The following is a 12,243-nucleotide window of genomic DNA, read 5'->3' as shown; positions in this document are numbered from 1 at the left end:
TTTTGTCCATGAGTGCTCTGGCGATTTAGCACTAATCTAGGAGCATTCCTGACGGGAAGCATGGTAATCGTTACCTTATCGGCCCTGCTGCATCCCTAGCTCCGCTGACCGAAAAGCCACTGATCCGCCGATGATGGTGAGAACGCTGTGCGTCGCCGGAACAGGAGCTTGAGGATGTGTGGTGACGTCCTGTGAGAGCACCGCGACATCAGCCAGCATCCCCGGCGCTAGCCGGCCTTTCTTCGTCTCCTGGAACTCAGCAAAAGCCGAACCGCTGGTCAGGATCGCCAGCGCGTCGTCAGTGGATATCGCCTGGGGGTTCTTCGCGTCCGTCATCACACTGAACATCAGCCAAGGGCTCATGCCGCCATCGGACCCGTAGGCCAGCGGTATGCCGGCTGTTTCGAGCGCCTTCCAGGGACGGCCCGGACGTGGTTGCGCGATCACGATACCAAGCTTGTGAGCGCGCGCCATTCGTTCCGGCGTGGTGAAGCCGTCACCATGTTCGAAGCGGACCCGCAGCGGACGCCAGGTCTCCGCAGGAGCCAGTTTTTCCATCTCGTCCATGACCTCATCCGTCATGGCGTCGCCCACGATGTGCAGCATCAACTGGTCTTTTCCGTTGAGCGCCAACTTTAGCTGCCGGGCGATGAACGCGACTGAGTAATCCGGACGCCCTCGCCATCCCGGCTTATCGGCGTAGTCCTTGGTCTGGTAGGCAAGCTCCTCGATCGGAGTGCCATCCAGCACGTACTTTACCCCCGCGACACGCACCCTTGGGTTCAGGACCTCTTCCCCTGTGCCCAGCTTCTCGCCCACACGAGCATCTTCAAGAGCCATCGGGAAGCGCATAATCCTGATCCGCAGCGGATCGTCCGGTTGGGCGAAAGTCTTTTCCAGATAGCTCAAACGCTGGTTGGTGGCCATTATCTGTACGGTCGTTACGCCTTGCTCGAGACGCCGCTGGGCATAGCCATGGAAGGCTTTGACGGAAGGTTCCACGCCCGCCTCATCCGCCAGCCCGCGTTTGACCTCGTTGGCGGCTTCTTCTTCCAGCAGACCGGTTAGATGGCCTGCGGCATCGCGGTCGAAATGGCCGCCTTCGGGGTCCTTCACTGCGTCAGTCAGTTTCAGTTTTGCCAAGCCGCGGGAGTTCAAAATGGCTCCATGTCCCCACCACGATGACACGATGACGGGTTGGTATCCTGCGGCCTCATCAAGCGCCTGCCGAGTCTCTCGGGGGTGCCGGATGATTGCTTCTCCGACCTCTCCCTCTATCCAGCCACCTTCTGGTGCCGTCAGTGCTGCGGCCTTCACGGCATCCGCGAGTTCCGCGACCGATGGCTCGGGCCCAGGACCGTGAGGCCCGTTCCCCGGAGGAGAATGCAGTTGCACCCCGAAGTCAGCACCGCCGACATGGTCGTGCGAGTCATTGATTCCGGGCATGGCCATGCGGCCGTGCAGGTCGATCACCCTCGTCTGTGTACCCGCAGTGGCCATGACGGCAGCATCGCTTCCCGCCAGCACAATCCGCTCGCCCCGGATTGAGATAGCCTCCACCCACGGGTTGGCCTTGTCGCCAGTAAAGACGTGCCCATTGCTAAGGACGAGATCGGGCGCCGCAGAAGGCGTCTGCGCACCTGCTGTGGAAGCAACTAAAAGCGCTGTGGCAAGCGAGGTGAAGAGGAAGCGATTCATGTAGGAGGTCTCCAGGTAAATGAGATCGATTTTATATCCCTGTCGTCCTTTAATGGACCCGTTGCGCCTGACTCAGCAGCGCAACTCGTAAATTTACGTGAACAGCCCAAAGCGCGTTTGCAGCTCGGCCTATGCTCTGTGAGCGCCTTGGCGATTATGCACCAACTGAGAAGGCCGAACGTCATCACTAATGGGATGTTCAACGGCCGTCACAAGCTTTCGTTGAAAGCCTTGCCCCATGCGCTCGGCCGAAGCAGCAACGACGCACCGTGATGGGACTGCAGCTGCGCGGTAAGGGCTGTAGGCGTGGCTCCTCCCATAAGACGGAACTCGCGGATCAGGTGCATCTGGTCGTAATAGCCTGAGGCGTGAGCGATCTCGGTCCAGCTGACGGACCGTCTATGGTTCGAGGCTCGTTTGACGCGCAGAGCGTGGACAAATCGAGCGACGCGGGCCATCGTTTGTGGGGTCATGCCAGAGAATTCAAGCGACCTGCGTTCGAGCTGGCGGGGGCTGATGTTGAGCGATGCGGCTAGCTCGCGGACAGTGTGTGCGCCACGATCCTGAGAGACCAAGGCAAGAGAGCGTGCCCAGTGTGAGTCTCGCGCCCGGCTTTTGGAGTAGAGCCGTTTGAGCAGGAATTGGTCGAGCAGGCGGACGCGAGTGGGAAACGTTCGGGCTTCCCCGAGTGTGGCGTAGAGCTGCGAGATGGATCTTCCGAGGAGTGAGTGGGCTTCGACAGCGTGCTCGGTGAGGAGATTGGTCGGGATGCCGAAAAGCTCATAGAGGCCGAAGGGGTGAAACATGACCGTGAGCGACTCGACGGTGCCGTCGGCGGTGAGTTGGAGGCGGCGGTAGGTGATGGGGCCAACGACCAGCATGGGAGCGCAGGACTCGAAGCGGTCTGTGCCGACAATGGGAATGCGATAGAGGCTTTCGAAGTGGAACTCGAAGAGGCCGCCGAGGCGTGCGGTGACGGGCTCTTGGAGATCGTCTCCGGGAACGATGCGCCGCTGCGAATAATAACGCACGAAGCGGCGCAGCGCCGGGTGCGGCGCGGTGGTTGCGAGATCGACGTCTACGCGTTCCATTTGGTCTTGAAGGGAAACTTGATGGGATCGACACTGTGGAGATCGTGCTGGACGATCTGCCAGGTTTTGCCACGTCGCATCAGCAGGTAAGTCGAGAGCAGGTCGACCCACGGCGTCTGGCTGCCGTGCGCAAGCTGATCGCCGGGACCCATTGTTGGATTTTTCCAGCGGGCGTGAAGAGTGGCCATATCGGTATTCAGCATACGACTTACGAGTAGTTTCTGACGGGGGAAAGTGATGCTATGGAATGGACCTCCTGGCCCATGGAGAAATTGCATAGCCTTCTCAAGCTCGGCCCGGCCTTCCAGCATGGAGCCAAAGCGATTGACGACCAATACGTCTTCGGCGTGCAGCATGGCGATCGCCTGCGGATTGTGACTCGCCCAGGCTTCATCGTAGGTTTGGAGGAATGCAGTCAGATTGGTTGGCGTGGGCTGAGCGATCAAGGTAGAGGAAACGGCCGCAGCACCTGCCAACGAGGCTGCGGAGAGGAAGAACGAGCGGCGATTAGAGACGGAAGTGGTCATGAGGGGAGGATAAGTACCCCGGACGATTCGGAAATAGTACCGGTGCGACATTTTGGATGGTTCTGTCATCCACAACAAAACGAGATCAGATGCTCGTCCAGGATCTCGTTGACGACCTGGGTCGGAGCACCGCCTCCCAGATCATGAAAGTCTCGAATCAAGTGCATCTGGTCGTAGTAACCGACTTTATGAGCTATGTCGAGCCAAGTGCTGTGACCGGACCGGTACTCTGCAATGGCACGCTGAAAGCGAGAGACTCGAGCCAGAGCTTTTGGTGACACTCCGGCCCACTGCTTGGACCTTCGCTCAAACTGACGCTCGCTGATCCCGACCATTCTTGCGGCGTCCCCTACGTTACATCTGCCAGAGGCCAACCAGCGCATGGCGCGAGCGGTCGGATCAAGCGGATGTGCCTGCTGTAGCCGCCTCAGAAAGAAACGATCCAGTAGCTGCACGCGCTCGGCAAAGCTTTCCGCATTACCGAGACGCTGATAGAGAGAGGATATCTGCGGGCCGAATACAGCACGCCCTTCCGCGCCCCCTCCAGTGAGCGGCGAGATCGGCACTCCGAACAGACGGTACATCCCCAGCGGTCGAAATAGAACATCGAGCGAATCCACGTGGTCACGCAGAATCAGGCGTGTTCTGCGCGCAGCTATAGGTCCGACAACGGTTGCTGCCCAGGAACGACGAAGTTGTTCCGTCGCGTACTCCTTGACCTCGTAGATATCCGCAAACTGAAAGATAAGCATCGTGCCGGCGCGAGGAAACACCGGCTCAATGACCTCTCCGCTCTTCGAGACGCGCTGCACATAGCACTGGACAAATGGCTGCAGGACTGCATCTGGCGTTGCGCTTTGCGTTGTCAGCATCTTGCCTCCATGACAAGGCTAAGGTCTCTGCCCTGGGCTCGAGTAGGGCAAGTCCATCTTCTCAACATTGTGCAGATCCATCTGAGTCGCTCGCCAGTCGCTTCCCACTTTCAGCAGCGTGTACGACACAAGCATAGTGGATCATTGCTTCTATACAGGGATGGCCTTTGCGATGGCGGCTGGGGTATTCGCCGGCTTCATGAAGACTTACTATGCAAAGACTTACTTCCACAGTCCTGCAATTCCGTTCTGGGTGCATGTTCATGGAGCGATATTTACCGGATGGATCCTGTTTTACCTGCTTCAGAACCTGCTTGCGATGTATGGACGGATGAAGCTGCATCGCAGCCTGGGTATCGTTGGGGGGCTGCTCGCGACGGGTGTCGTAGTGTTTGGATCCGCAATCGCGCTCCGCCAGGCACGTCAAGGACGTTTCTTTCCCTTTCCGGATGGATACAGTCTCCTGGCGGTCTCGTTCGGCCAGATGGCGCTCTTCGCTATATTCGTCTACTTTGGCTTGCGACTCCGGCGAGATGCAGAGACGCACAAGCGACTGATTCTGATGTCAACACAACTGTTCTTCTTCCCTGCGTTCGGCAGACTGCTGCACGGGATAAATCCGCTGACACTTGGGATTGCATTGTGCTTTTATTTTGCTGGCCCTATCTACGACCTGTTGAGCAGAGGTTCCATTCACCGGGCTTACCGATGGGGCGTCCCGCTCCTGGTGGCCACTATGCCGCCATTCGCCGTGATCGCCTCTCACGTAAATGCCTGGCGCTATGTTGTGGACAAGTGGTTGCTATGAGCTTGAACCGGGGTTCACCCACGCCTGGACGATGGCTCCATTGCGAAGTGGATGAGATGCTCCGGTTCTATCTCCAACAGCGCAGAGGTTGGGGCCTCCCCTGCGAATTCACGGAAGTCTCGGATCATGTGCATGTGGTCGTGATACTGGGCGGCATGGGCGATCTGCGTCCAGTTCAAGGAACGCTCTGTTCTGAGGCGAAGAGCATGACTAAAGCGCGCGATGCGGGCCAGGGTCTTCGGAGACATACCCGCGTAGTCGAGGGATCTTCGCTCAAGCTGGCGAAGGCCGACGCCCATCTGTCTGGCTACATCGGCAACTTTCAGACCTGTCTCTGGTGCCATGAGCTGATGAAGCGCCCTTTGTAGTGGATCGACCGACTGAGGGACCGATACCTGCCGGAGGAAGAAACTATCGAGTGCTTTCGCTCTCTGCGCAAACGTGGGCAGATTTCCAAGCTGCTCGCGAAGGCGCGACACCTTTCGACCCAAGAGCGAGTGCCCCTCAGTCCCGGCATTCGATAGCAATGCTGTCGGCACCCCGAAGAGCGCATGAAAACCGAATGGTTGAAACATGACAACCAGGGACTCAATATCTCCCCTAATAATTAGCCGCGAGCGGCGCCATCCCTGAGGTCCAATGACAGAGATGACGTTCGGATCTTCCACCGTCTCTGACCCATAGTTCCGAACCTCGTATGATCCGGCGAATTCAAATTCAAGCATCACGCCAAGTCGCGCGACCACCGGCTCAATAAGCGTTCGTGTGCCGAGGTGAGCCTCCCGTTGGACATACGTCCGAATGTAAGGCAACAGTGCGGGGCTGGGAGAAGCGCTTTGAACGGTAAGCATCAGGCTCCTTTGAGGCCCGTAACGAACTGAAGCGATCGCTACTCGTTCGCAGGCCGCTCCTCGTTTCGTAGATCGTACGCAGACGTGTTTTATCTAGCTAGTAAGAACACGACATCTTCAATGATTACGGTCTTCAATGCGAGCGAATTCAAGCCGCGATTGTTTCAATAGGGGAAGATCCTGGTCGGCAGCATTCCACAGGGCAAGGAAGTCTTTGTAGGCGGCTTGCGCTCCAACTGAATTCCCCGACTGTACGTAGGCTCTTCCAAGCTCCAAGTGAGCCAACGCTCCTATTGGGTCGTTCGCAACAATTCCAGGATGGTCTAGAACCTTGCGGAATTCAGTAGACGCATCGTTGCCGCGATGCATCATGAGATAAGCCATACCTCGCACATAAACGGGATAGAGCACGCCGTAGAAACCGGAGAAGCTGCTTTGAGGAGACCCTAGTTCATAAGGAATATTGGCTTGTAGCAACTCAATTGCCTTTGTTGCATCATGGCGATCCAGCGCGACGAGCGCGCGAAGCGTCGGGACATAGTGAAAACGCACTGACGTGTCCTCGGGAAAACGCTTTTCCAGGTCACTCGCTAGCGCCTCGGCCTTAATTGAATCGCCTGAAAGCGCAAAGGCGAAAGCTGCACCGTACTGAGCATCCCGCCCCTTCGAAAGGCTCAGCGCGGCGAGCGCCAGACGCTTCGCCTGATCGCGATTGCCTAAGAAAGCCTCTCGCAGTGCAGAGCCGCTCTCCGCTCTCGCCGCCGCCTCTCGCCTACCGGACTGCACCATAAAGGTGATTGCGCCGGCCGAAACCGCACGCGCTTTTTCCAATTGCCCGTGGGAGGCGAAGGAAGATGCCTGCTGGCCGGCAATCATATCCTCGCTGCCCGGCATCTTCGCCGCCATAGTGACGACTCGCTGCATCGCTGCTTCATCTCCGGTAAGAGAAGCTAGGCGAAACTGGTCGAGGGCATAGTAAGGAATCTTAAAGTTCCTTGCTGACGCGCGCTCGCCGATGCGCTGCGCGTCCTTGTAGCGGCCAAGCGCTATGTCATTGAGAGCGACAAAGTGGTATGCCATGGCGAAGTCTGGATGAATGCCAACCAAATGCTCGGCGTTTTCGATGGCCTTGTCGTACTGGCCGAACACCCTGAGGATCAGGCCGGCCCTGAAGCCGTAGCTCCCGGCGTCATTGGGATAAACCTGTGCCCAGGTTTCGCAGGTTTGTTCCGCCTTTTCTAGATTCCCAGTAACCTGCATCTCATACGAAGCCACGATGAAGAACCTTTCGTGATCGCTGGCATGGTCACGAAACTCATAGGCCTTGGCAGTGCTCTCCGCGGAGGATTTTTCCTGTCCGATATCTCCATACAAGCGGCCCAAAATGGCCCAGGCCGCTGCAAATTTGGGGTCCAATTCAACAGCGCGCTGCGCAAGCTGAATCGCGGCGGCGCTCCCGCTCTCATTTTCGACCCGGGCCGATTCGCTGAATGCCTTCAAGGCGTCAAGCGATGAGGTGGTTGCTTCGTCCAGAGGAGTGTCCAAGCTTCTGATCGATGATATTGATTCACCCAAACGGCTCCTGAGGTTGCTGGCAACGGTGCTGAGGGCATGAAGCACGTCCTCTTTCCTGGCGGCTTGGACCTGCTCCGTATAGAGAACCTCTCCGGTGTTGCAGTTCGTTGCGTGAAGCGTGATCACATATTGGCTTCCCAGCGAGGCTATTGAGCCATCAAGCATCGCGGCACTGTCAGTCCGCTGGCAGATCTCCCGAGCCAACACCGGCGTCAACCGCGTCTCCGGATTTCGGCTCATCATGCGCAGCGTATTCCGAATGCGCGGCTCGGAGATGAGACTGAGCACGGGAGATTGCTCCAGTTGAACGGTCAAGCCCTCGCGAAGCGTTCCGTCGAATACGGCATCTCCAGTAGAGTTCTCGAAATCGCTGAGCACGACAGCTTTCTTCTCTTCGAGAATTGGCTGATGGTGAAAATGTATCCAAAGCTCAGCTCCTCCGGCAACTGGAAGCAAAACCGCCAGGAGGTACCAATTCCTCCATTTGACTGACCTACCCTCATGCTTTCGGGACAAAGGGTTGGGGGTTAGAACCTCATTAACCTTGGCGAATGGAGGGAATCGATCTTGATCGGCTTCCAGCGTGAGGGGATGCGGCAGTGGTTCTAAAGTCTGGTTGACGCTGGGCTTGGCATCGGGGTGAGTTTCGCCTGGTTCCGCGGCCGACAGGGTCTCGACCTTCGCAATGAACCGATAGCCCAGAGTTGGGACGGTCTCAATATAGGTTGGAGCGCGCGAATCATCTCCCAACTGCTTGCGTAGGATCGTGATCGCGCGGGTTAGCGTGCTTTCCTCTACAAATGTGGCCTTCCAAACGCTCTCAAGAATGAAGTCCTTCTGAAGCAGTTTGCCCGGATTTTGGACGAAGAGCAGCAGAACTCGCAGCGCCCTGGGCTCAAGCGGGACTCGCCGGCCCTCGTGGAAGAGACAGAAGCCTGAGTCGTCAAGTTCAAACTTTTCAAATAGATAGACCAACCGAGACCCTCAATTTGATGCTCCGTAGCGGCCCTAGGAAAAACCTAGGAAGAACTTCATGGCAATCACGCGACGCTTCCAGCGCTTCGGGCGAGGATGACCCATGCGCAAAACACTGGAGGCATTCAAGATGCATCGTACCCCACCGCCCTCGAAATCATCTCTCAACAACCCGGCAACATGCATAAAGAAATTCGCGATTCTGGCGACTGTCGTCCTCTCGCTTGTGACCGCTCCGCACACGGCTGCTGCTCAGACCCAGAACACCTTGCCAGATATCAGCGCCATCCAAAGCAGGATCCGCGCCGAAGACTCGATTGTTGGCCGCGCCATCGCCACCCATGACTTTGCAATCCTCCAGAGATATTGGTCGCCATCCCTCGTAGTCAACGGTCCGACCAACAAGATCGTGAACCGAGACCAGGTTGTCGAGTCGATGCACCACGGTGGTCTCAATTACACCAGTCTCAAAGGCATGACTGAACTCTTCGCCGTCACCAACGGAGTGGCCATCGACATGGGCCACGACGACGTCGTCACGGCCGACGGTCCGATGGCAGGCAAGCATATCGTGCGCCGATCAACGAACATCTTTCAGCGCTCCGGTGACGATTGGGTTCTGATCGCACGTCAGGCAACCTACGTCGGGTTCGATGGAGCGATCCTGGGAGGCACGGTCACCACTTCCTTTACTCCCCCATTACCCGCGCCCGAAGATGCAGCGGTTCATGCCCAGATCGACGCCAATGGGCGCGCCGTCGGCCACGCTATCGCCACGATGGACTTCGCCGCACTCGAGAAGCTCTGGTCTCCCGCCATGGTTGTCAACAGTCCCGGCAATAACATCCTCACCCGCGATCAGGTCTTTGCCGCCATGCGCGAAGACAAGCTCAAGTATGAAAGCGGCCAGGTTTATCAGGATGCCTTCTTCGTCTCGAAGGACGTTGCGATCGAGATGGGTCACGAAGACATCGTCATGGCGAACGGACCCATGGCCGGCCAACCACTCAAGCGCCGCTTCACCAATGTCTGGCAGAAAGTCGGCGACACATGGGTGCAGATCGCCCGCCAAGCCACCTACGTCGGCATCGACGGCGGGGCCGTCTATGGTCACCCCGACCCGACCCTCGATCTAGTGTCACTCGCAGCGCCGAACGTTACCCCAACGACGGAAGTCGATGGCTCTCCAGAAGACGTCAAGGCCATTGAGGCGCTGGTTCACTCGAATCCATCCGATCATGTCACCGAAAATGTAAGCTTCACGAACATATTTGGCACTGTGCGTTTCGGGCGCGAAGAGTTTATCCAGCGCCATAAAGAAATTGGGCAAACCTTTTTCAAAGGAACAACTTCGAAGAGTTCCATCACCAAACTGCGTTTTGTCCGGCCAGATGTTGCTGTGGTCGATGTGTCCGGAGAACTAAGTGGGTTCCAAAAGCTCTATTCCGGGCTGCCGGTCGGCAAGGATGGAATTCTACGGAACAAGCTTTTACTCGTCCTCGTCAAGGAGAATGGAGTTTGGTGGATCACTGAATTTCACAATGTAGCAGTGACGCCAGAGGTCTGAGGAAGGTGCTCCGCCAAAGCCGCGGGATTAGGCTGAGGGCAAGTTCGCCTTTGCAGGCAGACCCGTCCTTCATTCTTGGGCCGTAGCTTCAGAAGATCGAAGCTCGTTTCTCGGTATCAGGCCAATTCGCGTTTCCATCGCCCGAAACAGCGTCGGTGAGCGCCTTGGCGATTCTGTACTCATCGTCATCACCGCTGACTTAGCGCGCGTTTACCGGGAGTTTTCGCAATTATTGGCTTATCGCGATCCGCGCAGGGCATGTGCGCTTTTGGAGCGGCACAATAGCCGATGGGGAGCATTCTTCCGGATGAAACAAGCTACCTCGCTGTTGCCGAGAATCGGCCCGCGAACCGACGCGAAATCGTCAACTTGTTCTCAATTCGGGTCGCCGCAGCAGTAGTGTTCACAGTGTTTCCTCCTTGTTTTTGGAAGCCGTGAACGCTGCGGCTTGGTATTTATCCCGAACTTGAACTGCCCGGCGAAATGTACTCGTCGCTAAAGAGGCCTTCAAACTCCCGTCACGCAGGGCGAAGCTGGTAGGTTCTCTCCAAAGCTGCATAAAGGTCTCGTGCAAGACATCTTCCGCATTGTCCGTACTGCTCACGACCGCTAGTGCAATGGAATAAACGACCGAGGAATACAAGTCGTAAAGGAGCCCCATGACCTTTTCGTCACCTGCCTGAACCCTCGCAAAGAGTATCGCGTCGGACTGAGCGAAAACACCAGCCGTACTCATAGCGGCCCTAAACCAGTCACGCGACAACCGGGAGGAGATCGACCTTGGCTTCCGCGATGTAGCTTGCCATTGTCTGAGCTAATTGCGAATCGACCTCGTCCGCGATCGCCATCACGGCGAGCAGCAGGAGGCTGAAATCAACACGATGCAGATTGTTTTGAAGCGTCTGAAAGATGCTTACCTGTAGCATTCGGGACTCTTCGACGATCATTGCTGCGGTATATCCCTGTTCACGTCTCGCGAGCCCGTGAGCGACTGCAGCTGCCGAGGGCAATGCACGTGTCCCCAGCGGTAGCGGCTTGCGAAGGCGAGTGATGAGATCACGGAATAGATGAGGGAGGTGAGCGCAGCGCTTCTCGGTAGAAAGACGTACGGTGATCACATCCGGTTCCAGATTCACGCGTAACAACCAGTCGTCGATTGTTATCTGAGTGTCTTCCTCCAGGAGGAAAGCGACTGTTTGTGTGACTCGTCCAACCGCATTCGCTCCAGCTTTCAGCCTGTCTTTGATGGTTTGAATCAAAACATCAGGCGACATTGGTTTTACAAGGATTTCGTCCGCCTGCAGCAGAATTGCAGCTGCGGCCTCTTTCATCTCGGGAAACCCGCTAAAGATGATCGTGACAGCCTTCGGATTGAAGTGCCGCATGGCGCTGACGACCGTCAGTCCATCGCCAGCTCCGGGCATATGGAGATCGCTGAGTAGCGCGTCGAACGGCTGAGAACCGATCAGCTTCAAGGCTTCGTTGACGCTTTGGGCCGTAGCTACGTTGAAGCCGCCACCTTCCAAAATCTTTGCGAGCGTAAGCCGAACCATCTCGTTGTCATCAACGAGCAGGAGTCGCGGGATCTCCGCAGTGTGCCCTTCGTCGTCTTTTGTCGCAACCGCGTGATTGATACTAGTCATCTGTCGCCTTCACTTTTTGCTGGCAAAAGGAACGTGACATTACGAGCCAGCTACTTGCAAATGAACGGCTGAAGGCACTCTTGGGTCTTCTGGCGCTTGGGTCGACCCCATGACGACTCGCCGCACCTCAGCGGCCTGCGGTCCTTTGTCACCCTGGACAACGTCGAATGAAACGTCCTCACCTTCTGCCAAGCTTTTGTATCCGTCGTTGACGATTGCGCTAAAGTGAACGAATACATCGGCACCGCCGTCACGGCTTAAGAAGCCAAATCCCTTCGCGTTGCTGAACCACATCACCTTGCCTAAGTATTGCGCCATAGCCCTATCGTCCTTTCGTACTGGAAGACTTCTTCATACAGAAACGAATTGCAACTGATCGTCTGTTCCGTACACGATCTGACATTCCGCGCACGATCCTCGATGGGTGACCCACGCCACAAAAGCTTGACTGTATCTTTGCTTCGCGACGAACATCAGGTCTTCAAAGGGTGGCTCTCGAACTTTATAATGCCTCGCCGAAGACGTGAGCAAGATGTCTCTCGCGACATCCCGATCTTTTACAGCAGTCTCGTATTGCCGAATCAGCTCGATTCCCAGAGTGCAAAGCATGTCCGATACCTGCCTAAGAAGACGTGA

General features: G+C 56.7%; 11 protein-coding genes. 2 read left to right on the top strand and 9 right to left on the bottom strand.

Translation table 11 applies throughout. From position 1 onward, the window contains the following. Positions 1-75 precede the first annotated feature (75 nt). From ACIX9_RS12825 to ACIX9_RS12810, 4 genes are all read right to left on the bottom strand, one after another. Positions 76-1,698, bottom strand: a complete 1,623-nt coding sequence (locus tag ACIX9_RS12825) for an amidohydrolase (protein ID WP_013580913.1) — start codon at positions 1,696-1,698, stop codon at positions 76-78. 209 nt (positions 1,699-1,907) lie between these two features. Beyond that, the gene (locus tag ACIX9_RS12820) at positions 1,908-2,789 is read right to left on the bottom strand and encodes a helix-turn-helix domain-containing protein (RefSeq protein WP_013580912.1); all 882 of its coding nucleotides are present in this window, start codon (positions 2,787-2,789) and stop codon (positions 1,908-1,910) included. After that, positions 2,777-3,316: a nuclear transport factor 2 family protein gene (locus tag ACIX9_RS12815; protein WP_041597099.1), complete on the bottom strand. Its 540-nt coding sequence runs from the start codon at positions 3,314-3,316 to the stop codon at positions 2,777-2,779. The genes ACIX9_RS12820 and ACIX9_RS12815 overlap by 13 nt, the downstream gene beginning before the upstream one ends. A gap of 65 nt (positions 3,317-3,381) precedes the next feature. Next, positions 3,382-4,188 carry a helix-turn-helix domain-containing protein gene (locus ACIX9_RS12810; RefSeq protein WP_013580910.1) on the bottom strand — a complete coding sequence of 269 codons (807 nt, stop codon included), beginning with the start codon at positions 4,186-4,188 and terminating at the stop codon, positions 3,382-3,384. 160 nt (positions 4,189-4,348) lie between these two features. Here ACIX9_RS12810 and ACIX9_RS12805 point away from each other — a divergent pair, with 160 nt between their 5' ends. Beyond that, positions 4,349-4,996 (top strand): hypothetical protein, encoded by a 648-nt coding sequence (locus ACIX9_RS12805; protein WP_041597098.1) that lies wholly within the window; start codon positions 4,349-4,351, stop codon positions 4,994-4,996. A 14-nt stretch (positions 4,997-5,010) separates the two neighbouring features. On the opposite strand, the gene ACIX9_RS12800 is transcribed toward ACIX9_RS12805, so the two are convergent. Both ACIX9_RS12800 and ACIX9_RS12795 read right to left on the bottom strand, forming a co-directional pair. Further along, positions 5,011-5,847, bottom strand: coding sequence for a helix-turn-helix transcriptional regulator (locus ACIX9_RS12800; protein ID WP_013580908.1), 837 nt, complete (start codon positions 5,845-5,847; stop codon positions 5,011-5,013). A 117-nt stretch (positions 5,848-5,964) separates the two neighbouring features. Then, positions 5,965-8,397, bottom strand: a complete 2,433-nt coding sequence (locus tag ACIX9_RS12795) for a winged helix-turn-helix domain-containing protein (protein WP_013580907.1) — start codon at positions 8,395-8,397, stop codon at positions 5,965-5,967. Between the two features lie 103 nt (positions 8,398-8,500). Between ACIX9_RS12795 and ACIX9_RS23855 the strand changes: the two genes are divergently transcribed. After that, a complete protein-coding gene (locus ACIX9_RS23855; protein ID WP_013580906.1) occupies positions 8,501-9,964 on the top strand; it encodes a nuclear transport factor 2 family protein in 1,464 nt (487 codons plus the stop codon). A gap of 403 nt (positions 9,965-10,367) precedes the next feature. Here the strand turns inward: ACIX9_RS23855 and ACIX9_RS27735 are convergent, their stop codons facing one another. The 3 genes from ACIX9_RS27735 to ACIX9_RS12775 form a co-directional block, all read right to left on the bottom strand. Continuing rightward, positions 10,368-10,625, bottom strand: a complete 258-nt coding sequence (locus tag ACIX9_RS27735; RefSeq protein ID WP_408609731.1) for a sigma factor — start codon at positions 10,623-10,625, stop codon at positions 10,368-10,370. 91 nt (positions 10,626-10,716) lie between these two features. After that, positions 10,717-11,607, bottom strand: a complete 891-nt coding sequence (locus tag ACIX9_RS12780; protein ID WP_013580904.1) for a response regulator — start codon at positions 11,605-11,607, stop codon at positions 10,717-10,719. 39 nt (positions 11,608-11,646) lie between these two features. Then, positions 11,647-11,925: a cold shock domain-containing protein gene (locus ACIX9_RS12775; protein WP_013580903.1), complete on the bottom strand. Its 279-nt coding sequence runs from the start codon at positions 11,923-11,925 to the stop codon at positions 11,647-11,649. Positions 11,926-12,243 lie beyond the last annotated feature (318 nt).

It is taken from the genome of Granulicella tundricola MP5ACTX9 (assembly GCF_000178975.2).
Lineage (GTDB): Bacteria > Acidobacteriota > Terriglobia > Terriglobales > Acidobacteriaceae > Edaphobacter > Edaphobacter tundricola.
Note: the sequence above shows the minus strand (reverse complement) of the source record. Positions and strands in the feature narration are given on the sequence as shown.